Annotated in this window: 25 protein-coding genes; 15 read left to right on the top strand and 10 right to left on the bottom strand. The window is 70.7% G+C overall.

The window, feature by feature from the left end; genetic code table 11:
- Positions 1-45 precede the first annotated feature (45 nt).
- From BV453_RS06790 to ribA, 3 genes are all read right to left on the bottom strand, one after another.
- Positions 46-396: a helix-turn-helix domain-containing protein gene (locus tag BV453_RS06790; RefSeq protein ID WP_249521192.1), complete on the bottom strand. Its 351-nt coding sequence runs from the start codon at positions 394-396 to the stop codon at positions 46-48.
- Positions 397-458: 62 nt separating this feature from the next.
- Complete coding sequence (locus tag BV453_RS06795) at positions 459-929, bottom strand: MarR family winged helix-turn-helix transcriptional regulator (RefSeq protein ID WP_025102762.1); 471 nt, start codon at positions 927-929, stop codon at positions 459-461.
- Positions 930-946: 17 nt separating this feature from the next.
- Positions 947-1597: a GTP cyclohydrolase II gene (gene ribA, locus BV453_RS06800; RefSeq protein ID WP_025102761.1), complete on the bottom strand. Its 651-nt coding sequence runs from the start codon at positions 1595-1597 to the stop codon at positions 947-949.
- 106 nt (positions 1598-1703) lie between these two features.
- On the opposite strand from ribA, the gene BV453_RS06805 reads away from it, so the two are divergent.
- The gene (locus BV453_RS06805) at positions 1704-2543 is read left to right on the top strand and encodes a sulfurtransferase (protein ID WP_025102760.1); all 840 of its coding nucleotides are present in this window, start codon (positions 1704-1706) and stop codon (positions 2541-2543) included.
- Here BV453_RS06805 and BV453_RS06810 read toward each other — a convergent pair.
- Positions 2531-3457, bottom strand: coding sequence for a hypothetical protein (locus BV453_RS06810; protein WP_025102759.1), 927 nt, complete (start codon positions 3455-3457; stop codon positions 2531-2533). The genes BV453_RS06805 and BV453_RS06810 overlap by 13 nt on opposite strands.
- A 290-nt stretch (positions 3458-3747) precedes the next feature.
- Here BV453_RS06810 and BV453_RS06815 point away from each other — a divergent pair, with 290 nt between their 5' ends.
- Genes BV453_RS06815 through BV453_RS06825 form a run of 3 tightly spaced genes read left to right on the top strand, consistent with a single transcriptional unit; the run spans position 3748 to position 6237 of the window.
- Entirely contained in the window at positions 3748-4398 is a 651-nt protein-coding gene (locus BV453_RS06815; protein WP_249521193.1) for an acyl-CoA synthetase, read from the top strand.
- Positions 4395-4754: a hypothetical protein gene (locus tag BV453_RS06820; RefSeq protein WP_126894419.1), complete on the top strand. Its 360-nt coding sequence runs from the start codon at positions 4395-4397 to the stop codon at positions 4752-4754. The genes BV453_RS06815 and BV453_RS06820 overlap by 4 nt, the downstream gene beginning before the upstream one ends.
- 49 nt (positions 4755-4803) lie before the next feature.
- Positions 4804-6237: an MFS transporter gene (locus BV453_RS06825; protein ID WP_249521194.1), complete on the top strand. Its 1434-nt coding sequence runs from the start codon at positions 4804-4806 to the stop codon at positions 6235-6237.
- A gap of 4 nt (positions 6238-6241) precedes the next feature.
- Here BV453_RS06825 and purB read toward each other — a convergent pair whose 3' ends face one another.
- Positions 6242-7624 carry an adenylosuccinate lyase gene (gene purB / locus BV453_RS06830; protein ID WP_051582177.1) on the bottom strand — a complete coding sequence of 461 codons (1383 nt, stop codon included), beginning with the start codon at positions 7622-7624 and terminating at the stop codon, positions 6242-6244.
- Entirely contained in the window at positions 7621-8160 is a 540-nt protein-coding gene (locus BV453_RS06835) for a low molecular weight protein-tyrosine-phosphatase (RefSeq protein ID WP_025102754.1), read from the bottom strand. Before BV453_RS06835 ends, purB begins: the two co-directional genes overlap by 4 nt.
- A gap of 163 nt (positions 8161-8323) precedes the next feature.
- Between BV453_RS06835 and BV453_RS06840 the strand changes: the two genes are divergently transcribed.
- Positions 8324-8578, top strand: coding sequence for a hypothetical protein (locus BV453_RS06840; protein WP_249521195.1), 255 nt, complete (start codon positions 8324-8326; stop codon positions 8576-8578).
- Positions 8575-9870, top strand: coding sequence for a hypothetical protein (locus BV453_RS06845; protein WP_249521196.1), 1296 nt, complete (start codon positions 8575-8577; stop codon positions 9868-9870). The genes BV453_RS06840 and BV453_RS06845 overlap by 4 nt, the downstream gene beginning before the upstream one ends.
- Before the next feature lie 25 nt (positions 9871-9895).
- Here the strand turns inward: BV453_RS06845 and BV453_RS06850 are convergent, their stop codons facing one another.
- From BV453_RS06850 to BV453_RS06860, 3 genes are read right to left on the bottom strand one after another with little or no spacing between them, the layout of a single operon-like run.
- Positions 9896-10300 (bottom strand): phage holin family protein, encoded by a 405-nt coding sequence (locus BV453_RS06850; protein WP_025102751.1) that lies wholly within the window; start codon positions 10298-10300, stop codon positions 9896-9898.
- Positions 10301-10334: 34 nt separating this feature from the next.
- Positions 10335-10718, bottom strand: a complete 384-nt coding sequence (locus tag BV453_RS06855; RefSeq protein ID WP_025102750.1) for a type II toxin-antitoxin system death-on-curing family toxin — start codon at positions 10716-10718, stop codon at positions 10335-10337.
- Positions 10719-10721: 3 nt separating this feature from the next.
- The gene (locus BV453_RS06860; protein WP_029989149.1) at positions 10722-10928 is read right to left on the bottom strand and encodes a ribbon-helix-helix protein, CopG family; all 207 of its coding nucleotides are present in this window, start codon (positions 10926-10928) and stop codon (positions 10722-10724) included.
- A gap of 67 nt (positions 10929-10995) precedes the next feature.
- Here BV453_RS06860 and BV453_RS06865 point away from each other — a divergent pair, with 67 nt between their 5' ends.
- From BV453_RS06865 to BV453_RS06890, 6 genes are all read left to right on the top strand, one after another.
- Positions 10996-12063 (top strand): histidinol-phosphate transaminase, encoded by a 1068-nt coding sequence (locus tag BV453_RS06865; protein ID WP_062765724.1) that lies wholly within the window; start codon positions 10996-10998, stop codon positions 12061-12063.
- 105 nt (positions 12064-12168) lie between these two features.
- Positions 12169-13296 carry a thiamine pyrophosphate-dependent dehydrogenase E1 component subunit alpha gene (locus BV453_RS06870; RefSeq protein WP_249521197.1) on the top strand — a complete coding sequence of 376 codons (1128 nt, stop codon included), beginning with the start codon at positions 12169-12171 and terminating at the stop codon, positions 13294-13296.
- Between the two features lie 11 nt (positions 13297-13307).
- Entirely contained in the window at positions 13308-14273 is a 966-nt protein-coding gene (locus BV453_RS06875) for an alpha-ketoacid dehydrogenase subunit beta (protein ID WP_029989147.1), read from the top strand.
- Positions 14274-14301: 28 nt separating this feature from the next.
- Positions 14302-15666 carry a dihydrolipoamide acetyltransferase family protein gene (locus tag BV453_RS06880; protein ID WP_025102745.1) on the top strand — a complete coding sequence of 455 codons (1365 nt, stop codon included), beginning with the start codon at positions 14302-14304 and terminating at the stop codon, positions 15664-15666.
- Between the two features lie 52 nt (positions 15667-15718).
- Positions 15719-16342, top strand: coding sequence for a flavin reductase family protein (locus BV453_RS06885; RefSeq protein WP_249521198.1), 624 nt, complete (start codon positions 15719-15721; stop codon positions 16340-16342).
- Positions 16339-17031: a helix-turn-helix transcriptional regulator gene (locus BV453_RS06890; RefSeq protein WP_199399126.1), complete on the top strand. Its 693-nt coding sequence runs from the start codon at positions 16339-16341 to the stop codon at positions 17029-17031. The genes BV453_RS06885 and BV453_RS06890 overlap by 4 nt, the downstream gene beginning before the upstream one ends.
- Before the next feature lie 218 nt (positions 17032-17249).
- Here BV453_RS06890 and BV453_RS06895 read toward each other — a convergent pair whose 3' ends face one another.
- Positions 17250-18464: an ROK family protein gene (locus BV453_RS06895; protein ID WP_249521199.1), complete on the bottom strand. Its 1215-nt coding sequence runs from the start codon at positions 18462-18464 to the stop codon at positions 17250-17252.
- A gap of 96 nt (positions 18465-18560) precedes the next feature.
- Between BV453_RS06895 and BV453_RS06900 the strand changes: the two genes are divergently transcribed.
- From BV453_RS06900 to BV453_RS06910, 3 genes are read left to right on the top strand one after another with little or no spacing between them, the layout of a single operon-like run.
- Complete coding sequence (locus tag BV453_RS06900; protein ID WP_249521200.1) at positions 18561-19886, top strand: ABC transporter substrate-binding protein; 1326 nt, start codon at positions 18561-18563, stop codon at positions 19884-19886.
- A complete protein-coding gene (locus tag BV453_RS06905; RefSeq protein WP_172400071.1) occupies positions 19883-20827 on the top strand; it encodes a carbohydrate ABC transporter permease in 945 nt (314 codons plus the stop codon). Before BV453_RS06900 ends, BV453_RS06905 begins: the two co-directional genes overlap by 4 nt.
- A complete protein-coding gene (locus tag BV453_RS06910) occupies positions 20827-21705 on the top strand; it encodes a carbohydrate ABC transporter permease (protein ID WP_085605188.1) in 879 nt (292 codons plus the stop codon). Before BV453_RS06905 ends, BV453_RS06910 begins: the two co-directional genes overlap by 1 nt.
- Positions 21706-21739 lie beyond the last annotated feature (34 nt).

Genomic DNA, 21739 nt, shown 5'->3' on the forward strand with positions numbered 1-21739 from the left:
AGGATCCGTCGTGCACCCGGACTCCGGTCGTGCAGGGGAAACGGGTCAGGCGGCGAGGGCGAAGGCGCCGCGGGAGGCCGACACCACCGCCGCGGCGGGGGTGGCCTGACGAAGCTCCTCGGCGACCGCGCTCGTGAGCTCCACGAGGGTGGCGTCCAGGGCCCCGGCGATCGCGGCGATCATCTCGCTGGACGGTTCCTTCCTGCCGCGCTCGACCTCGGAGAGGTACTGCGGCGAGACCCCGGCCTTCTCCGCGGTCTCGCTGAGCGTCTCGCCGCGGTCATGGCGCCGCCGCCGGAGCTGATCCCCGAGCAGGTCGCGCCACAGCGGTTCGGGGCCGTTCGACGGCGGACGGACGGGATGCGGGGCGTGGGGGAACGGGACGATGTCGGCCATGCCTCACGATAAGCCGCCGTCTGTGCGGCGATCGAGACGTTCTGCTCAGAGCAGAAAGCGGCTCACAGCGCCGCCGTGACGCCGGGAAGCAGCGCGCCCAGGATGTCCTGCAGCCGCTGCCGATCCTCCGCGGACAGCGGGTCGAGGATGAGCTCGCGGATCTGGGCCACGTGGACGGGCGCGGCCGCCCGGAGCATCTCCCGCCCCGCCGGGGTCAGCGTCGCGGAGAGCGTGCGCTTGTCCGTGGAGCACGACGTCCGCTCCACCCACCCGCGCTCCTCCAGGGAGTCCAGGGCGTGGCTCAGACGCGACCGGCTGAGTCCGGCGATGCGCGCGAGCTCGGTCATGGTGACGGCCTCCTCCCCCTGCCCGGCGAGGGTCACCAGGATCGCGTAGCGGGCGTGGTTCAGGCCCACCTCGTCCTTCAGCGCCCGGTCGAGGACCTGGGGCAGCAGCTGGACGAACCGGATGATCGGGAGCCACGTCGCGAGCTCGTCGTCGTCGAGCCGCCGCGGGTGCCGCGTCTCGTTCATGTCGTGCTCCTCGGAGGTCACGCCGCGGTCAGGTCGATCGTGTGCGCCGTGTGGTCGCGCTTCGCCTGGAGGTAGCGCGAGTTCGCCTCGGACAGGTGCACCTCGGTGCGCACCCGCTCGGTGACATGGATGCCGAGCCCGTCGAGCTGCGCGGCCTTGTCGGGATTGTTGCTCAGCAGGCGGATGCGGTCCACGCCCAGCGCGCGCAGCATCTGCGCCGCGACGGTGTAGTCCCGCTCATCCTCGCCGCGTCCGAGGGCCACGTTCGCCTCATAGGTGTCGAGGCCGGCGTCCTGCAGCGCGTACGCGTCGAGCTTGGCGTAGAGCCCGATGCCGCGGCCTTCCTGCCGGAGGTAGAGGAGGAAGCCGCCCTCGGCGGCGATCCGCTCGACGGCCTCCCGCAGCTGCGGCCCGCAGTCGCAGCGCTCGGAGCCGAACACGTCTCCCGTGAGGCACTCGCTGTGCGGGCGGACGAGGGGAGCTTCGCCGCCGGCGGCAGAGCGGGCGAGCGCCGCCTGCCAGTCACCGAGTCCGAGCAGCAGGTGCTCGCGCCCGTCCACGAGTCCATCGAAGGTCACGACGTCGGCCGTCGTCGCGAAGCCGTCCGCGAAGCGCAGGGGCACCCGCACGCGGGTGCGCTCCGCGGCGACCGTTGAAGTTTCAATCATGTGAGGGGAAACGCCGTGGGCGCGTGGCTATTCCCGGGCCGCGAGGACCGTGTCGGTCCGTGACGGCGATCGACGCGTGGCGCCGCGGACTCGGTAGCCTCGCACCATGAGTCACTTCGTCTCCGCGGCAGAACTCCACGACCTCCTCGAGAACGGCGCCCCGATCCGGGTCGTCGACGTGCGCTGGCGCCTGGACCGTCCCGAGGCGGGCCCGGGCGACTACCGCTCTGGCCACATCCCCGGCGCCGTGTTCGCGTCGTTGGATCAGGAGCTCTCCACGCCCGGAGCGCCCACCGAGGGCCGGCATCCGCTCCCCTCGACGGAGACCCTGCAGGCGGCGGCACGGCGCTGGGGCGTGCGGCAGGGCGACACGGTCGTGGCCTACGACGACACCAAGGGACTCGCGGCGGCTCGGGCGTGGTGGCTGCTCCGGCAGGCCGGCGTCGAGGTCCGGGTGCTCGACGGCGGGCTGCGGGCCTGGACCGCGGCCGGATACGACCTGGCGACCGACGACGTCGTGCCGGAGACCGGTGACGTCGTCCTCGCGGATCCCGGGCAGGACGCCCTCTCGATCGACGAGGCGGCGGCGTTCCCGGAAACCGGGGTCCTGCTCGACGTGCGCGCCCCGGAGCGCTACCGGGGCGAGACCGAGCCGCTCGACCCGATCGCCGGACACATCCCCGGGGCCCGGAACCTCCCCACCACGCGGCACCTCGACGAGAGCGGGCGCATCCGTGACCGCGACACGGTCCTGGCGACGCTCGCGGAGGTCGGCATCACGACGGAGACGCCGGTCGCGGCCTACTGCGGCTCCGGCATCACGGCGGCGCATACGGCTCTCGTGCTGCAGGAGGTCGGCATCCCGGCGAAGGTCTTCCCCGGCTCCTGGAGCCAGTGGTCCAACACGCCGGGACGACCGGTCGCGACGGGTGATCAGCCGGGCTGATCGCCGCCGCGAGGGCCGTACCCCCAGCGCAGACCGAGGGCGCCCGGACCGAACGCCCGGCGGACCTGATGCACCGACGTGCCGCGAGGTCGCGGGAGCGCGGTGACGACGGTGCCTCCAGCGGTCTCGACGAGCTCGTCGCACCAGTCCGGCACGGCATCGGGGTGGAAGCGCGTCCACACCAGGAGCTCGCGAGCCTGGCGGGACAGAGCATGCCCGGTCTCCCGATCCGAGGGGCGACCGGGCTCGTACTGCACCGACCACTCGACGACCGCGGTGTCCGGAGCCTCGAGCGGGACATCGAGCTCGATCAGCGCGCCGTGCGCCTCGCCGTTCGGGTGGGAGTAGCGCGCGGCGATCCGTCCGCCGGCCACGGCCGTGAGGAGCGGTGGAGGCCCGGGGACGCCGGGGGTGAGGTCGAGGACGGGGATGGCGGTGATCACGCCGCTCGTCGACTGCACGATGCTGCGGGTGAGGCAGGAGGACACCTCGCCGTCGGCGTCCACCTCCGTGACGGAGTGGACGGTGAGCTCCCGCGACGGATCCGGGTACGTGGCGCCGAGGGCCGCGTAGACCTCGCGGACCGCCCGCTCCATGTCGACCTGCTCCAGCGGGAACCCCTGCGGCCCCAGGGGCCCGGTGCGGTGCGGACGCAGGAGCCTGCTCAACGCACCGGACTCGAGGCACAGCAGGTCCTCGATGTCGGCGAGGGCGGCGAGCGACTGCGGTCCTTCCGGGCGGCGGGCTCCCGACCGCCAGTAGCTCAGCGTGGCCATCGAGACGCGGTTGCCCCGGTCGCGGAGCTGTCGCTGCAACCACGACAGCGTCACCGGTCTCGCGTTGATCGCATCCCGCAGCGCCGCCGCGAACGCGTCCGGCGTCGCGGCCCTCTTCTCGTCGTCCCCAAAACCCATCACAGCCCCCACCCGGTATGTGAATAACACACCTCTAGAGTGAGCATACGACCGCACGCGCACACCTCAGGGGACCAGGTGGGCAAGTGGGTCACGGGGCTGTGATGTCGCGGGGAGGGTGCCCGACCCTGCGGCAGCGGCCCGACGCAGTGATGCCCCCCTTGCTGCGTATGTCGTGAAGCCCGGCAATCGATCTGGGGAGATCCGCCGGGCTTCACGAGCATCCCCCGGCGCGTGCGGCTCGCGGCCCCGCGTAGACTGGTGGGGAAACCCCGGAGGATCTGGCCGTTATGTCTGCCCCTGCTCGCGCGTTCACCATGCGCCACGTGCAATTGCTGCGCGCGCTGTTCGCGGCCGTCGCCGCCCTGATGATCACCTTCTCCTCGGATCACTCCGCCGCGGTCGGTCTCGCCGTCTTCAGCGGCTTCGCGCTGGTCACCGCCCTGGTGCACATCCTCGCGGCCTGGCTCGTCCTCCCGTCGGGGTCGCGCTGGTCGGCGATCCTCCCGGCGGTCGTGAGCGCGATCGCCGGAATGGCCGGGGGCGTGCCGGCCTGGCGCACGGACGACATGTTCTTCATCGTGCTCATCACCTGGGGCGTGCTCAGCGGCGGCCTCGAGCTGCTCGCCGGCTTCCGCGCCCGCCGCGTCGGGGGAGCGCTCGCCACCGACGCGATCACGGTCGGGGCGCTGGGCGTGCTCCTCGCGGTCGTCCTGCTGCTGATCCCGTCGGGCTTCGTCCAGGAGTACACGATCGAGAAGGCGGGCACGTTCGAGCTGTCCGGCATCATCCTCGGCGTGGGGATGTTCGGCGGGTATGCGGCCATCGTCGCCGTCTTCCTCGGCATCGCCGGCCTCACCCCGAAGCGCGCGGACGCCGATGACGTCGCTGCCGCCCCCGAGAACGATGCGGCTCCTGTGGAGCACGGAGGAGAGCGATGAGCGACGACAAGCCCACCCGACGGGACATCCTGCGGCCCCTCCACCTGCTCGGCATCGCCCTGGGCTGCGGCGTGTTCGCCATGGTGGTCACCCTCGTCTCCACCGGCGCCTTCACCCTCCGCGTGAACACCGCCATCGCGAACGGCACCTATGAGGGTCTCACCCCGGTGGCACTGAGCCTCGTCGTGGGCGGCGGCGCCTTCATCGCGACCCTTCTGATCCTCGCGATGCTCATGCTCGCTGTCGATCCCGCCGACGTCACGAAGACCGTCGACCGCCCCGTGCTGTACGACGCGGAGGGCGAGGGCGCGAGCGACGGCCCCACCGACGAGCCGGGACGCCCCGCCTCGTCGTGACGCGGAGATCGGGCGGAATATCGGTGAGGTCGTCCCGCTTGTCTCTGGAGTGACTGCCTCCGTCGACCGCGCCTCCATCGGACTCCGGTCGGAGCGGGGACCCATCCTCGGCGCGCTCATGCTCGCCACCGGCCTCATCGCGATCGACGCCACGATCCTGGCGACCGCGGTGCCGAGCATCGTGCGCGACCTCGGCAGCTACCAGCAGTTCCCGTGGCTGTTCTCCGTGTATCTGCTGGCACAGGCCGTGAGCGTGCCGATCTACTCGCGGTTCGCCGACACCGTGGGCCGCAAGCCGATCATCCTGCTCGGCATCGCCCTCTTCCTGCTCGGATCCGTCCTCTGCGGGTTCGCCTGGAGCATGCCGGCGCTGATCGTCTTCCGCATCATCCAGGGCATCGGTGCCGGTGCCGTCGCGCCGATGTCGATGACCATCGTCGGCGACATCTACACGGTCGCCGAGCGCGCGAAGGTGCAGGGATACGTCGCCAGCGTCTGGGCCATCTCCTCGGTGGTGGGCCCCGCACTCGGCGGCATCTTCGCCCAGCTCGACGCCTGGCGATGGATCTTCTGGATCAACGTGCCCCTGTGTCTGATCGCCGGATGGATGCTGCTGCGCACGTACAAGGAGCAGAAGCGGACCCAGCGGCACAGCATCGACTACGGGGGCGCGGTGCTGCTCACGATCGGGTTGACCGCGCTCATCCTCGGCATGCTGGAGGGCGGGAACGCCTGGGCGTGGCTGTCCGTGCCGAGTGCCCTCTGCTTCGGGATCGGGGTGGTCGCGCTCGGGGCCTTCGGGTTCGTCGAGCGCCGGGTGGCGGAGCCGATCGTCGATCTGCGCCTCGTGACCCGTCGGCTCATCCTCACGACCACGGTGGTCTCGCTCGGCATCGGGGCCCTCATGCTCGGCGTGACCAGCTTCGCCCCTGCCTACCTCGAGGGGTCCATCGGCATCGCTCCGCTGCTGTCGGGTCTGGCGGTGGCCGCTCTGACCCTCGGCTGGCCGCTCGCCGCCGCGAACGCCGGACGGCTGTACCTGCGCATCGGCTTCCGTCGCACCACGCTCATCGGCATGAGCATCACGACCGTCGCAGCCGTCGCGCTCGCCGCCGTCGCCTCCTGGCCGAACCCGTTCGTCGTCGCCGGCATCGCGTTCCTCCTCGGCTTCGGGCTCGGGTGGAGTGCGGCCCCGACCCTCATCGCCGCACAGGCCTCGGTCGGCTGGGGGGAGCGGGGCGCGGTGACCGGGATGAACGCGTTCGCACGGTCAGCGGGAAGCGCCGTGGGCGTGGCGGTGTTCGGGGCGATCTCGAACGCGGTCATCGCGCAGGGTGCGGGACCCGATGACCCCGACACGATCGTCCGCGCGTCGGTGTGGGTGTTCGTCGCGGTCGCCGTGACCGCGGTTCTCACCCTCCTGGCGGCGTCGTTCATGCCGAAGGACAGGGTCGAGGAGCACTCCGGGGAGTCGGGCTCCTAGCTCCTCAGCGGGCGAGGCGCTCCGCGATGCCGGTGTAGGTCGCGGGGGTCAGCGCGAGGAGCCGCTGCTTGGCCGCGTCCCCGATCTCCAGACCCTCCACGAACGACGCGAGGTCGGCGGCGCCGACGCGGTGCCCGCGGGTGAGCTCCTTGAGCAGCGCGTACGGGTCCTGGATGCTCGACCGGCCGGCGACGACCTCGGCGCGGATCACCGTCTGGATCGCCTCGGCCAGCACCTCCCAGTTCACGTCGAGGTCGGCGAGCAGCACATCGCGCGAGAGCGAGATCGCGTTCAGGCCGCGGCGCAGGTTGTCGAGAGCGAGCAGCGAGTGCCCGAACGCGACGCCGATGTTGCGCTGCGTCGTGGAGTCGGTGAGGTCGCGCTGCAGGCGGCTCGTGACCAGCGTCTGGCCCAGCGACGCGAGCAGGGCGCCCGAGATCTCGAGGTTGGCCTCGGCGTTCTCGAAGCGGATCGGGTTGATCTTGTGCGGCATGGTCGACGAGCCGGTGGCGCCGGCGACCGGGATCTGCGCGAAGTAGCCGAGCGAGATGTAGGTCCAGATGTCCGTCGCGAGGTTGTGCAGGATCCCGCCGGCGTGACGCACGCGGTCGTAGAGCTCGACCTGCCAGTCGTGCGACTCGATCTGCGTCGTGAGCGGGTTGAAGCCCAGGCCCAGTCCCTCGATGTACTCGCGGGCGATGGTCGGCCAGTCGGCGTCCGGGTCGGCCGCGAGATGGGCGGACCACGTGCCGGTCGCGCCGGAGAACTTCGCGAGGTACTCGGAGCCGGCGATCTGGCTGCGCACGCGCTCGAGGCGCCAGGCGAAGACCGCGAGTTCCTTGCCCATCGTCGAGGGGGTGGCGGGCTGCCCGTGCGTGCGGGACAGCATGGCGGCGTCGGCGTGCTCGACCGCGAGCTCGCGCAGCTTCGCGATCACGGTGTCGAGGGCCGGGAGCCAGACCTCCTCGACCGCGCGCTTGACGGTGAGGGCGTAGGACGCGGAGTTGATGTCCTCGCTCGTGCAGGCGAAGTGCGTCAGCTCGGCGATGCGGTCGAGGCCCAGCGTGGAGAGCCGGTCGCGGACGAGGTACTCGATGGCCTTCACGTCGTGCTGCGTGACGGCCTCCTTCTCGGCGAGCCAGTCGATCTCGGCCTGCCCGAAGTCGCGGTACAGGGCGCGCAGACGCTCCTTGTCGTCGTCCGACAGCGGGGTCGTCTCGAACAGCGAACGGTCGGTGAGGGCGATCAGCCATTCCACCTCCACCTCGACCCTGGCGCGGTTGAGTCCGGCCTCGGAGAGGAAGTCGGCGAGCCCGGTGACGGCACCGCGATAGCGGCCGTCGAGGGGGCTGAGGGGCTGCGGCGGGAGTGAAGGCTGGAAAGTCAGGGGAGTCCTCCTGATGAGGCCCCGAAGGTTCGGGGCGTGCGGGGCAGGCGCAGGGCGGGTTCGAGCTGGCGGAACAAGCCGCGAGTCGCCGTCTCGATCATACCGAGCACCGAATCGAACATCTCCGGGCCGGCGTAGTACGGGTCGGGGACGTCGTGCGTCGAGGCGTCGGGATCGAAGGCGAGGAGGAGGGTCACCTTGCCGTCCTCGTCCTCGTCCCCGGCCCATTCGCGGAGGATGCGCTCGTGCGTGCGGTCCAGGGCCACCACGAGGTCGTTCTCGGCGAAGGAGGCGGCGGTGAACTGGCGGGCGCGGTGCAGCGAGCCGTCATAGCCACGGCGGGCGAGGGCGTCGATGGTGCGGTGGTCGGCGCGCTCTCCGAGGTGCCAGTCCCCGGTGCCCGCGCTGCGCGAGACGATCTGGGAGCCGAGGCCCTGCCGCTCCGCGAGGTCCCGGAACACGACCTCCGCCATGGGGGAGCGGCAGATGTTGCCGGTGCAGACGAAGATCACGCGGAAGGGATCTCGGGCTGTCACGGATCCATTCTGCCGGTCGATGCCGTTCCTGCACAGCGGGCATCGGATCGCGGGGCGGCTCGACCCTCCTGCACGGTCCTGGGGGAGAACCCGCTCTCCACTGGTCGTGGCCGCACGAGGGGCCCTGGCCGCAACGGACGCGGCCCGGCGGAAGGCTGGGTCCATGTCGTCCTTCGCCCTCACCGCGCTCGCTCCCGGCGTCGATCCTGCGCTGCGGGCCGGAGTGCTGTCCGAGCTGGACGCCGCCATCGCGGGGCTCGACGATCTCGCTTCCACGCTGACGGCGCTGCGTGACGCGTGCGCCTGGGAGTCCGACGGCGTCGAGGCGCTGCGGTGGGCCCTCTGGCGGCTGTCGGACGACACGGCGACGGTGCACCGGACGCTGCAGGCGTGCCACGGGGAGGTCGAGGGTGCATGAGCGGGCTCGACATCGACCACGGCGGGGCGATAGCGGTGGACACGGCGCAGCTCCGCGAGCTCGCGGTGCGCGTGCGGGCCGCCGAGCCGGTGTGCGCGGAGGTGCAGGACGCGGTGGGGCGTGTCGAGGCGCTGCTCGGCTCCGCCGCATGGACCGCGCTCGCCTCGGCGGCGTGGTCCCTGCGGTCCGCAGTGACGGCGCTGGAGGCGCTCGCGGCGCGTGTCCAGGAGACGGCCGCCGATCTCGACCTCATGGCCGAGGTCTACGAGGTGGTCGAGCTGCGGGCGCAGGCGGAGGCGCTGGCGCGGACGGATACGGCTGCGGCCGCTGCGGTGGAGGGGCGCCTGCGGCTGCTCCTCGCCGGCGACGAGCGTCTGGCCGCGCTGGCCGACGCGCGGGAGCGGATGGCGGACGACCGACGCTTCCGTGGCTTGGGCGACCAGTTCGACGCCGGGGGACTGCTTCCGCCGGTGTTCCTGGGCGGCGCTGTCGTCGGCGTGACGTCGGGGCTGGGACGGGTGCGACCAGGGATGGCACTCGGCGCGACGGCGGATCCGGTGCGGGTATCGGTCACCTCGCGCTCCCGCCCGGCCGGGGCTCCGAACGGACTGGCCAGCGCCTTCGGGCGCCTGCCCTCCGCTTCCGGGGCGCAGGTGGCGATCGAGAAGTACACGGTTCCGGGCGAGTCCCCGCGCTACGTCGCCTACGTCTCGGGCAGCCGCTCGATGTCCCTCCGGGAGGGCGGGGGTGTCGAGGCCTGGGACATGAAGTCGAACATCGAGCTCTACACCGGGGGCCGGTCCGCGTCGTATCAGGCGACCCTCGACGCGCTGGCCGCGGCGGGCGCGAGACCCGGGGATCGGGTGGACGTCGTCGCCCACTCGCAGGGTGGCATGATCGCGGCGCACCTGTCGATGGAGAGCGCGTTCACGGTGACGACCCAGATCACCGCCGGGAGCCCGGTCGAGCCGACGCTGCCCGCCGACCAGACGCTCGTGCAGCTCCGGCACACCGACGACGCGGTGTCCGCGCTCGCCGCAGGAGGGGCGAGGGAGGGCACGGGGTCCGCCGACAGCTTCACCGCGAGCCGGGTGGGCGACACGGATGCCGGTCGCCAGGACCTCGCGCTCGAGACCCACTCCCTGGAGAACTACATCGATACCGCGGCGATGGTGGACGCCTCCGCCGACCCGCGGGCGGTGGCTCTCGACGCCTACTGGGCCGACCTCGACCGCGCCGTCACCGTCGAACGCACCGAGTACCGCGCGGAGCGGGTGCTCCCCGATCCGTGAGCCGTACGCGCCCTCCGCAGACGGGTCAGTCGCGGCGGGAGCGCTTGTTCTGCGGACGCAGGATGAAGCCGAAGATGCCGTTGATGATCGAGATGATCAGCGCGGCGAGCACTCCCCACCAGAACGACTCGACCGACAGGCCCCACCCGAAGCTGCTGGTGATCCACGCGGTCAGCCAGAGCAGGAAGCCGTTGATGAGGAAGCCGATGAGGCCGAACGTGAGGATGTACAGCGGGAAGGCGACGATCTTCACGATCGTGCCGATGATGGTGTTCACCAGCGCGAAGAGGGCGCCGACCGCGAGGAGCGTCAGGACGAGCTGCAGCGTCTCGCCCGGCGGGAAGGCGCGCACCGTGACCTGGAGCACGGGGATGAGCGTGACGACCCAGATGGCGAACGCGTTGACGACGACCCGGATGATGAAGCGCATGATGCGTTCAGTCTCCCACGCGGGGCCCGCGGTGTCAGCCGCGGTCGTCCACGGGACGGATGTGGGCGGCGAGAACCTGGGCGATCTCCCCGAGATCCATCCGGCTCTGCGCGACATCGATGACGAACTCGAAGGCTTCGTCGTTCGTGAAGGTGATGTCGTAGCCGTTCAGCCGGATGAAGATGAAGGTGAGATAGAGCGCTGTGCGCTTGTTCCCGTCGAACAGTGCGTGATTCTGGGCGACGGAGCTCATCAGGGCCGCCGCCTTCTCCGCGAACGTCGGATACGCATCGACGCCGAACATGCCGGCGGCGGGTCGCGCCAGAGCGGAGAAGAGCAGCCCCTCGTCGCGCACATGCAGGCCGAGCTTCGCGATCAGCGCGAGGGCCTGCTCGGGCTCGACGTACTCGGTGGCCATCGATCAGGCGTCTTCGAGGCGCGTAATGGCGTCGCCGTAGCGTTCGGTCACCTCGTCCGCGAGCGCCAGAACTCGATCCGTCTTGGACTCGCTGTTCGCGAACCGGGTGGCCGCCTCGATGATCACGGCGTGCTTGGAGACGTGCCGGGCTCGTGCGATGTCTTCGAGCCGCGCATCGAGTTCCTCAGGGAGTCGCACCGTCATAGCCATACCAGAATGGTATCACCGCACCCTCGGCCTCGAAAGGGTGGCGGGCCGCACGTCCTAGACTCGACGCGTGACCGAGCCGACCCTGCCCCGCATCCGTCCCGCCATCGCCTCCCTCGCGCCGTATCGACAGGGCAAGCAGGCCGGTCCCGAGGCCTTCAAGCTCTCCAGCAACGAGAACCCGTTCGATCCGCTGCCCTCGGTCCTCGACGCGCTGCAGCACACGACGCCGATGAACCGGTATCCCGATGCCACCGCCGGCCGCCTGCGTGCGCGGCTCGGGGCCCGCTACGGGGTCGAGCCCGAGCAGGTCCATGTCGCCTCCGGCAGTGTCGCGATCCTGCATCAGCTCGTCCTCGCCACTGCCTCGGTCGGCGACGAGGTCGTCTACGCCTGGCGGTCGTTCGAGGCGTACCCGAGCCTGCCGCTGGTCGCGGGCGCGACCGGGGTGCAGGTGCCGCTGACGGCCGACTCCCGCCACGACCTCGACGCGATGGCCGACGCCGTGACCGACCGCACACGCGCGATCATCGTCTGCACGCCGAACAACCCGACCGGACCCATCGTCACGTCTGCCGAGTTCGCGGCGTTCGTGGACCGCGTGCCGTCCGACGTGCTCATCATCCTCGACGAGGCCTACGCCGAGTTCGTCACCGCCCCCGATGCCGTCGACGGCCTGGCCGAGCGCGTCTTCGAGGCGCACCCGAACGTGGTCGTCCTCCGCACGTTCTCCAAGGCCTACGGTCTGGCCGGGCTCCGGGTCGGCTATGCGGTCGGCCACGAGAAGGTGCTCGACGCGGCACGGACGACCGGCATCCCGCTGTCTGTCACGTCCGCGGCCGAGAACGCCGCCATCGCGAGCCTCGACGCCGAAGCCGAGCTCCTGGAGCGCGTCGCCGTGATCGTCGAACGCCGCGCCCGTCTCGTCGAGGGGCTCCGCGCGCAGGGCTGGGAGGTGCCGGACGCCCAGGGCAACTTCGTCTGGCTGCCGACCGGCGCGCGCACCGACGAGGTCGCAGCGGCGTTCATCGACGCCGACCTGATCGTGCGTCCGTTCTCCGGCGACGGCATCCGGATCTCCGTCGGCGAGGAGGCGGCCGTCGCCCGCGTGCTCGAGGTCGCGGCGACCCTCCGCTGAGCGCGGCACCGCCCTGCGAACCGCGGAATCTCGGGGTTCCGGGGAGATACGAGGGCGTCCTAGGTATGCGTGACCCGGCATGCCGACGCGGGTAGCGTGGGGGCCGTGAGCACCTCTGAGACCCCCCTCGTGCGCGTTCTGGACGAGACCGGAAAGGTCGCCCCGACGCCGGCCGCGGAGCAGTACCTGCCGCTCATCGAGGCCATCCCCGACGACGAGCTCGCGCAGTTCTACCGCGACATGGTGGGCATCCGCGCGATCGACACCCAGGCCACCAACCTGCAGCGCCAGGGCCAGCTCGCCCTGTGGCCGCCGAGCCGCGGACAGGAGGCGGCGCAGGTCGGCTCCGGTCGGGCGGCGCGCGTGCAGGACACGATCTTCCCCTCGTACCGCGAGCACGCGGTCACCCGGATCCGCGGCGTGGATCCGTTGGACATCATCAAGCTCATGCGCGGCGTCTCCCACGGCGGCTGGGATCCGACCGACCCGAAGAACGGCAACACCCGGCTCTACACGCTCGTCCTCGGCTCCCAGGTGCTGCACGCCGCCGGCTATGCGATGGGCCTCACGTTCGACGGCCGCACCGGCACCGGCGACCCCGAGCGCGACGAGGCGGTCGTCGTTTACTACGGCGACGGCGCCTCCAGCCAGGGCGATGTGCACGAGGCCATGGTGTTCGCGGCCAGCTACCAGGCCCCGACGCTCTTCTTCCTGCAGAACAACCACTGGGCGATCTCGGTCCCCGTCACCACGCAGTCCCGGGTGCCGCTCGTGCAGCGCAGCGCAGGGTACGGCATCCCGAGCGTCCGCGTGGACGGCAACGACGTACTCGCCAGCTACGCGGTGTCCCGCGTGGCCCTCGACGAGGCGCGCGCCGGCGGCGGACCCCGTGCCATCGAGGCCGTGACGTACCGGCTCGGCGCGCACACGACCAGCGACGATCCCACGAAGTATCGCGGCGACGACGAGGAGCTCGCGTGGGCTGGGCGTGACCCGATCGTCCGTATGCGCGCCTTCCTGGAGAACCGCGGCGCCGAGGAGAGCTTCTTCGCCGAGGTCGACGCCGAGGCCGCCGATGCCGCGGAAGACCTCCGCGCCCGCACCGTGCAGCTCGGCCCGCCCCGCGCCGACCTCATGTTCGACCACGTGTACAGCGAGCCGCATCCGCTGATCGAGGAGCAGAAAGCGTGGCGCGCCCGCTACGAGGCGTCGTTCGAAGGAGAGGGCCAGTGACCCGGGAGACCATGCCGCTGGGCAAGGCGCTGAACGCCGGAATGCGCAAGGCGATGGAGGACGACCCCAAGGTCCTCCTCATGGGCGAGGACATCGGCAAGCTCGGCGGCGTGTTCCGCATCACCGAGCACCTGCAGCGCGACTTCGGGGAGCAGCGCGTGCTGGACACTCCGCTCGCGGAGTCAGCCCTGGTGGGCACCGCGATCGGCCTCGCGATGGCCGGGTTCCGTCCTGTCGTCGAGATCCAGTTCGACGGCTTCGTCTTCCCCGCGTTCGACCAGATCACCACCCAGCTCGCCAAGCTCACCAACCGGCACGAGGGGTCGCTGCGGCTGCCCGTCGTGATCCGTATCCCGTACGGCGGGCACATCGGGGCGGTCGAGCACCACCAGGAGAGCCCGGAGGCCTACTTCACGCACACCCCCGGTCTGCGGGTGGTGTCGCCGTCGACCGCGAACGATGCCTACTGGATGATCCAGGAGGCCATCGCGTCGGACGATCCGGTGATCTTCCTGGAGCCGAAGAGCCGGTACTGGCCGAAGGGCGAGGTCGAGCTCGACGCCCCCGCCGTCCCGCTGCACTCCTCGCGGGTGGTGCGGACCGGGACCGACGTGACGCTCGTCGGACACGGCGCCATGGTCACGACGCTGCTCCAGGCCGCCGCGCTCGCCGAGGCCGAGGGCACGAGCTGCGAGGTCGTCGACGTGCGGTCGCTGTCGCCCGTGGACTACGAGCCGATCCTCGGGTCGGTGCGCAAGACCGGTCGCATGGTCTACGCGCAGGAGGCTCCGGGCTTCACGAGCCTCGGCAGCGAGATCGCCGCGACCGTGATGGAGCGCGCGTTCTACGCCCTCGAGGCTCCGGTGCTGCGGGTCTCGGGGTACGACACCCCGTTCCCGCCCGCGAAGCTCGAGGGCGCCTACCTGCCGGATGCCGACCGCATCCTCGAAGCCGTCGACCGCTCCCTGGCCTACTGACACCCGGCATCCGCCGAAAGGACCCGTCATGAGCACGCAGAACTTCCCCCTTCCGGACGTCGGCGAAGGGCTGACCGAGGCCGAGATCGTCGCGTGGAAGGTGGCCCCGGGTGACCGGGTGGCCATCAACGACGTCATCTGCGAGATCGAGACCGCCAAGTCCCTGGTCGAGCTGCCCTCCCCGCACGCGGGCGTGGTCGGTGAGCTGCTCGTCGACGAGGGGGCGACGGTCGAGGTCGGCACCCCGATCATCACCTTCGTGACCGACCCCGCGGCCGGCTCGGGGACCGGTTCGGTCGCCCCCGGCACCGTCGCGACGGCGGAGGCGCCCGCGCCCGAGGAGGGCGGCGGGTCGGTGCTCGTCGGCTACGGCTCCGGAAGCGGTGCGACCTCGCGGCGCAAGCGCCCGGCCGAGCGCCCCGTGCGGTCGTCGGTCGGCGTGATCGCGAAGCCGCCGATCCGCAAGCTCGCCCGCGACCTCGGCGTCGACCTCACGAGCGTGACGCCCACGGGTGCCGACGGCGAGGTCACCCGGGACGACGTCATGAAGCACGCCTCCCAGGCCAGCGTCTTCCGCAACATCGAGACCCCGGAGTGGGGGAGCGTGCGCGAGGAGACCGTCCCCGCCCCGCAGGCCCCGTCCGGCCTGGCGCGCGGCCTCGCGCCGGTGCGCCCGTCGGCGGCCGGCGACGACCGCACCGAGTCCATCCCCGTCAAGGGCGTGCGCAAGGCGACGTCGTCGGCGATGGTGCAGAGCGCGTACTCCGCCCCGCACGTGACGGTGTGGAAGGAGATCGACGCCACCCGCACGATGGAGCTCGTCAAGCGCCTCAAGGCCTCGCCCGACTACGCCGACATCAAGGTCTCGCCGCTGCTCATCATGGCCCGCGCGGTGATCTGGGCGGTGCGCCGGACGCCGATGGTCAACGCAGCCTGGATCGACACCGAAGCCGGGGCCGAGATCGCCGTGCGTCACTACGTGAACCTCGGCATCGCCGCCGCCACGCCCCGGGGTCTGCTCGTGCCGAACATCAAGGACGCGCAGGACCTCAGCATGAAGGACCTCGCCCGCGCCCTGAACCGGCTCACGCTCACGGCACGCGAGGGCAAGACGCCGCCGGCCGACCAGCAGAACGGCACGATCACCATCACGAACATCGGCGTGTTCGGGATGGATGCGGGCACTCCGATCATCAACCCGGGCGAGGCCGGCATCGTCGCCATGGGCACGATCAGCCAGAAGCCCTGGGTCGTCGACGGCGAGGTGCGCCCGCGCTGGGTGACCACGGTCGCCGGCTCGTTCGACCACCGCGTGATCGACGGCGACGGCATGAGCCGCTTCATCGCCGACGTCGCCTCCATCCTCGAGGAGCCCGCGCTCCTGGTGGACTGAGGGAGTCGACACTTCGGCGCGGCCCGAACAATCGGGTGGCGAGAATGGACGGATGAGAACCACGCGGAGCGTCGACCTGCCGGTGTTGTACTTCGGGACTCCCGTCGCGCTGATCACCACGGTCAACCCCGACGGGTCGTCGAACATCAGCCCGATCTCGTCCGCATGGGCGCTGGGGACGCGGTACATGCTCGGGCTCGGTGCCGAAGGACAGGCGGCCGCGAACATCGAACGGGTCAGGGACCTCGTCATCAACCTCCCCTCCGCCGACCTCGTGCACGCCGTGGAGGCGATCGCGCCGACCACCGGCCGCTCGCCGGTTCCCGCCGAGAAGGTTCCCGCGTACCGGCATGAGCCGGACAAATGGAGTCTCGGGGGCTTCACCCCTGTGCCGTCAGACGCGGTGATCCCGTTCCGGATCGCGGAATGTCCGGTGCAGATCGAAGCGCGCGTGGTGCAGATCATCCCGATCGACGACGGCGACGCGCTGGCGGTCGAAGCGGAGGTCCTTCAGGTCCACGTGCACGAGGACATCCTGAAGGCGCACGGACCGGACCGCATCGACACGGACAAGTGGGACCCTCTCTCCTACGCCTTCCGCCACTACTTCGCCCAGGGGCGTCGGGTCGGCTCCAACTTCCGCGCCCCGCTCCTCGACGACCCCGTCGTGGCGTGATCGTCGACCCCTCGTCCGTGTCCCAGCTGGGGCACGCGCTCAGCAGCCCGACGCGGGTGCAGATGTGTCTGGCACTCCTCGACGGCCGGGCGTGGACGTCCGGCGAGCTCGCGCGTGCCGCCGGGGTGTCGAGGTCGACGGCGTCGGAGCACCTGACGACGCTCCTCGACGTCCGGCTCGTCGCACTCCGCCGACAGGGGCGGCACTCCTACGTCACCCTCGCGTCTCCCGACGCCGCGCACATCATCGAGGCCGCGACGGCATACGCCGGGAAGGCGGCTCCCGTCTCGAGCCTTCGTTCGGCGACGGCGCGAGACGGCATGGCCCTGGCCCGCACCTGCTACGACCACCTCGCCGGTCGCCTGGGGGTCGCCCTCTTCGACGCGCTCGTCGAGCGGGGGCACCTCACGCCGGACCTCGCAGTGACTGCGACGGGGCGCGACCTGTTCGAGAGCATCGCGGGGCCGGACGCGTTGGTGCCGTCGTCTCGTCGTCCTCTTGTGCGGAGCTGCCTCGACTGGACCGAACGGCGCTCGCATCTCTCGGGTCACCTCGGAGCCGTCCTCCTCCGCGCCGCGCGCGACAGGGGCTGGATCCACGCTCAGCAGACCTCGCGCGCCGTGACGATCTCTCCCGCCGGCACGGCCGCCTTCCACAGCCTCTTCGGTATTCCGCCGACACTGTCCTGACCGCGACCACCCCGTCCGTGCGACGCGTGACACAGGCGTTCGCGCGGAAACAGGCTGCCAGGGGTGGGAGAGCCTGGACTCCCGCGTTCGCCTGAGTCCGCGCGGGGGCCTGTTCTCGCGACAGGCTGGCGACACAGGCATTCGCGCGGAAACAGGCTGCCAGGGGTGGGAGAGCCTGAACTCGCGTGCTTGCCTGTTCTGGCGGGGGAGGGAGAGGGTCAGGCGGTGAGACGCTGTTCCGCGAGGCGGGGGACGGCCCGTTCCCTGGCAGCCTTCCGGGCGGTCGCGATGGCCCCGGCCGACACGACCTCCGCGCCGAGCGTCGAGGCGAGGATCTCCGGCGCGGGCAGGTGCAGCTCGTCGGGGAGGATGCGGCGGGCGGCGGCCAGCACGGGTTCGATGCTCTCCGCCACGGCGCCGCAGATGATCACGCGCGCGGGGTCGTACATGCTGCCGAGCACGCCGACGACGCGGGCGAGGGTCGCGCCCACGCGCTCGGCGACGTGGAGGGCGTCGGGGTCTCCGGAGGCGGCGAGCGTCAGCACCAGTCGGGGGTCGACCGGCCCGTCCGCCACGAGCCGGCCGAGGGCGCCGTCGGCGGGGGCCTCGCCCTCCGCGACGGCGGCCCGGGCCTGCTCTTCCAGCGCGTACCGCAGCCCGACCGCCGAGCCGACGCCGATGATGTGGTCGAACACCACGCCCTCGCCGACGCCGCCGTGGGCGCCGTGCAGCACGTGCCCGTCCACGACCACGCCGCCGCCGAAGCGCTCGCTGGCGAGCAGGGCCACGTAGTCGCGGCAGTCGCCGGCGACCCCGAGCGTCCCCTCGGCGATCGCGGCGAGCTGGGCGTCGTTCTTGACTTCGACCACCGGGGCCCAGTCGCGCAGAGCCTCCGCGAGGCCGGGGTTCGTGCGCTCCCAGAAGCCGTCGGGGTGCGGGGGCGAGATGCCGTCGCGGTTCACGGGGGCGGCGACGCCGGCGCACACCGCGAGCACGCGCTCCGGGGGCACCCCGGCCTCGTCGCGCGCGGCGGCGAGGTGCCGCAGGATCGTCGCCCGGCGGTCGTCGACGCTCTGCGCGGGGTCGACCTCCACGCGATGATGCACGAGCGTGCGATCGAGCAGATCCGCGACGGTGACCGCGAGGTGGGTGTCCCCGGCATCGATGCCCATCACCACACCGAGATCCGCCGCGAGGGCGAAGCGGCGCGCGGGGCGTCCGGAGCGGTAGTCGCCGATGGCGCGGGCGTTCGGAAGCTCGCGCAGCACCTCGGCGGTGACGAGCGTGTCGATGGCGTCGATGGCCGTGGAGCGGGTGAGCGAGGTGCCGGCCATCGCCTCGGTGGCGGTGAACTCGCCGGCCGTCCAGGCGAAGTCGAGCACCGCGCTCACACTCGCGCGGCCGGTGCCGAGTCCTGTCGAGACCTCTGCCACTCCCCTTGACCTTTCTGTCGCCCAGATGAGACAGTACCTCTAGACGGACTAAATTCGCTCACTAGATTTACTCCGCGGATCTACGAAAGGACGACGGTGTCTGCCACACGATCACGGGCGGTGCGCTGGGCCGCCGGAGCGCTCGGCCTCGTGCTGACCGGCACGGCGCTCACGAGCTGCGCCGCCGGCGGGGGAGCGGAGACCATCCGCTTCACGTTCAGCAAGCGCGAGGCCATCCCGTTCATGACGGAGCTCGTCGCGGAGTACAACGCGTCGCAGGACGACGTGCGGGTGGAGATCGACACGTCCGGCGTCGACGTCGTCTCCGCGAGCTTCGTCCGGGGCAATCCGCCCGACATCATGCTCGCCAACTACAACTACGAGGTCGCCCGGTTCGTGCAGCGCTGCGCGCTCACCGATCTCTCCGACACCGAGGCCGCCGCCGGGATCCGCGAGGACCTGCAGCCGCTCATGGACCAGTACGGCTCCTGCGCGGGCCGCACCAGCGCCCTGCCCTACTCGGTCATGGCCGCCTCGGTCATCTACAACAAGCAGATCTTCGCGGAGCAGGGCCTGGAGGTGCCGCAGACCTGGGACGAGCTCCTCGCCGTCAGCGACAGCCTCCGTGAGGCCGGGATCGATCCGTTCTACGCCACCTTCAAGGACGACTGGACGGTCGGACAGGGGTGGTACGACTACGCCGTCGGCGGCTCGCTCGACGTGCTGGCGTTCTTCGACGCGCTCGCCGCCGAGGGCACCGATGTCGGGCCGGACTCGGAGGTCTCCTTCGAGAAGGACTTCGCGGAGCCGATGGACAGGATGATGGTGCTCGCGAACGAATACACGAACGAGGACGCCGCGAGCCGGGCGTACGGAGACGGGAACCTCGCCTTCGCGAAGGGCGAGGCCGCGATGTACCTGCAGGGGCCGTGGGCGTTCAGCGAGATCGCCAAGACCGACCCCGACCTCGACCTCGGCACCTTCCCGCTGCCCATGACCGACGACCCGGACGACCTCGCGGTCCGCGTGAACATGGACCTCGCGGTCATGATCCCCGAGGAGTCCCGGCACCAGGAGGCCGCACGCGACTTCCTGGAGTACCTCTACCTTCCCGAGAACATCGAGGAGTACAACGCCTCGCAGCTGGGGTTCACCCCGACGACCGACGCGGCGCCGCCGGACGACCCGCGCATCGAGGGCATGATCCCGTACTACGACGAGGGCCGGATCTACCAGGGCCCCTCGGTGCTCGTCCCGAAGACCCTGCCGATCTTCAACTACGCGCAGGCCATGGTCCTCGGCGCCTCCCCGTCGTCCATCCTCCGCACCATGGACGCCGACTGGGCCCGCATCGCCTTCCGCGCCCCCATCCCGAGCTCCGAGGATTCCGCATCGGGCGAGACAGAGGAGTCCGCGCCATGAGCACCACCACGACCACCGGCGCCGACGCCGGGACGAGCACCACCGCCATCCTCACCGGCGGGCCGCGGAAGATCCGCCGCCACACCCGCCGCGTCGAGCCGATCTACTACCTTTTCCTCCTGCCGACCCTCGTGATCTTCACGCTCGCGATCACCGTCCCCGGTGTCATCGGCATCTTCTTCAGCTTCACCGACTCCATCGGCATCGGCGAGTGGAGCTTCAACGGGCTGACGAACTACATCGCGCTGTTCAGCGACCCGGCGATCCTGCAGAGCTACCTCTTCACCTTCGGGTTCTCGATCGCGACCGTGATCGTCGTCAACGTCATCGCGTTCCTGCTGGCGGTCGGCCTCACCTCCCGCATCCGGTTCAAGACGGGGCTGCGGACGATCTTCGTGATCCCGATGGTGATCTCGGGCATCATCATCGCCTACGTCTTCAACTTCCTGTTCTCGAACTCGATCCCCGCGGCGGGCGCGGCCACCGGCATCCCATGGCTGGAGACGAGCCTGCTCGCCAACCCCGATCTCGCCTGGGTCGCGATCGTCATCGTCACCGCCTGGCAGGCGGTCCCCGGTACCCTCCTCATCTACATCGCCGGACTCCTGTCGGTGCCGGGCGAGGTGTACGAGGCGGCGAGCATCGACGGCGCCAGCCGCACGCAGCAGCTGACCCGCATCACGATCCCCCTCGTCGCCGGGTACGTCGTCATCAACGTGATCCTCGGCTTCAAGGGCTTCCTCAACGCCTACGACATCATCGTCGGCCTCACCAACGGCGGCCCGGGCACCGCCACCCGCAGCGTCGCGATGACGATCATCGCGGGCTTCAACGGCGGCGACTACGCCTACCAGATGGCCAACGCCACGATCTTCTTCATCGTGGCCGTGCTCATCTCCGTCCTCCAGCTCTCGCTGACCCGCGGAAGGAACACGTTCTGATGTCGACGGAGACCCTCACCACCATCCCCGCGGACGGACGCCGGAAGCGGCAGAAGATGGAGCGCGTCAACTGGTCGGGCACCATCATCCTGATCCTGTGCACGGCGACGATCCTCATCCCGCTGTACGTGACGATCTCGATGGCGTTCAAGACCACCGGCCAGGCGGTCGACGGCAACGCGTTCTCGCTGCCGGCGCCGTTCAGCATCGACGGCTTCGTGCAGGCGTGGACGCTCACGAAGTTCCCGGTGGGCGCCGCGATCTCGCTGCTCGTCACGGCCGGCACGGTCATCGCGACGATCGTGCTCGCGGCCTTCGCGTCATACGCGATCGTGCGCAACTGGGACCGACGGCTGTTCCGCTACTCGTTCTTCTACCTGCTCGCGGCGATGTTCATTCCGTTCCCCGTAGTGGCCCTTCCGCAGATCCAGCTCACCGGACGCGTCGGCCTCGACAACCCGTTCGGCGTGATCATCCTCGCCACGATGTTCCAGCTCAGCTTCAGCGTGCTGCTGTTCACGGCGTTCCTGCGCTCGATCCCGATCGAGCTGGAGGAGAGCGCGCGGATCGACGGCGCCACGACCTGGCAGACGTTCTGGCGGCTCATCTTCCCGCTGCTCGCGCCGATGAGCGCCACGGTCGGCATCTTCGCCTTCCTCTACGCCTGGAACGACTTCATGATGCCGTCCTTGATCATCTCCGACCCGGCGCTGCAGACGCTCCCGGTGCGGCAGAACCTCTTCCAGAACCAGTTCAGCAACAACTACAACGTCGCCTTCGCCTCGTACCTGATGGCCATGGCTCCCGCGATCGTCGCCTATCTCTTCACTCAGCGCTGGGTGATGGAGGGCGTCACGCAGGGTGCCGTCAAGGGCTGACCCGACCCCCGCAAGAAACAAGGAGAGCCTCTTC

Source organism: Microbacterium sp. ER1 (assembly GCF_023383675.1).
Taxonomy (GTDB): Bacteria; Actinomycetota; Actinomycetes; order Actinomycetales; family Microbacteriaceae; genus Microbacterium.

What these genes read in the sequence shown, in the direction of transcription:
- BV453_RS06910 (WP_085605188.1), top strand. Translation starts at nt 20,827, where the DNA reads ATGTCGACGGAGACCCTCACCACCATCCCCGCGGACGGACGCCGGAAG.
- BV453_RS06845 (WP_249521196.1), top strand. Translation starts at nt 8,575, where the DNA reads ATGAGCGGGCTCGACATCGACCACGGCGGGGCGATAGCGGTGGACACG.
- BV453_RS06840 (WP_249521195.1), top strand. Translation starts at nt 8,324, where the DNA reads ATGTCGTCCTTCGCCCTCACCGCGCTCGCTCCCGGCGTCGATCCTGCG.
- BV453_RS06875 (WP_029989147.1), top strand. Translation starts at nt 13,308, where the DNA reads ATGCCGCTGGGCAAGGCGCTGAACGCCGGAATGCGCAAGGCGATGGAG.
- BV453_RS06795 (WP_025102762.1), bottom strand. Translation starts at nt 929, where the DNA reads ATGAACGAGACGCGGCACCCGCGGCGGCTCGACGACGACGAGCTCGCG.
- BV453_RS06790 (WP_249521192.1), bottom strand. Translation starts at nt 396, where the DNA reads ATGGCCGACATCGTCCCGTTCCCCCACGCCCCGCATCCCGTCCGTCCG.
- BV453_RS06905 (WP_172400071.1), top strand. Translation starts at nt 19,883, where the DNA reads ATGAGCACCACCACGACCACCGGCGCCGACGCCGGGACGAGCACCACC.
- ribA (WP_025102761.1), bottom strand. Translation starts at nt 1,597, where the DNA reads ATGATTGAAACTTCAACGGTCGCCGCGGAGCGCACCCGCGTGCGGGTG.
- BV453_RS06855 (WP_025102750.1), bottom strand. Translation starts at nt 10,718, where the DNA reads ATGGCCACCGAGTACGTCGAGCCCGAGCAGGCCCTCGCGCTGATCGCG.
- BV453_RS06805 (WP_025102760.1), top strand. Translation starts at nt 1,704, where the DNA reads ATGAGTCACTTCGTCTCCGCGGCAGAACTCCACGACCTCCTCGAGAAC.
- BV453_RS06810 (WP_025102759.1), bottom strand. Translation starts at nt 3,457, where the DNA reads ATGGGTTTTGGGGACGACGAGAAGAGGGCCGCGACGCCGGACGCGTTC.
- BV453_RS06820 (WP_126894419.1), top strand. Translation starts at nt 4,395, where the DNA reads ATGAGCGACGACAAGCCCACCCGACGGGACATCCTGCGGCCCCTCCAC.
- BV453_RS06880 (WP_025102745.1), top strand. Translation starts at nt 14,302, where the DNA reads ATGAGCACGCAGAACTTCCCCCTTCCGGACGTCGGCGAAGGGCTGACC.
- BV453_RS06860 (WP_029989149.1), bottom strand. Translation starts at nt 10,928, where the DNA reads ATGGCTATGACGGTGCGACTCCCTGAGGAACTCGATGCGCGGCTCGAA.
- BV453_RS06850 (WP_025102751.1), bottom strand. Translation starts at nt 10,300, where the DNA reads ATGCGCTTCATCATCCGGGTCGTCGTCAACGCGTTCGCCATCTGGGTC.
- BV453_RS06885 (WP_249521198.1), top strand. Translation starts at nt 15,719, where the DNA reads ATGAGAACCACGCGGAGCGTCGACCTGCCGGTGTTGTACTTCGGGACT.
- BV453_RS06815 (WP_249521193.1), top strand. Translation starts at nt 3,748, where the DNA reads ATGTCTGCCCCTGCTCGCGCGTTCACCATGCGCCACGTGCAATTGCTG.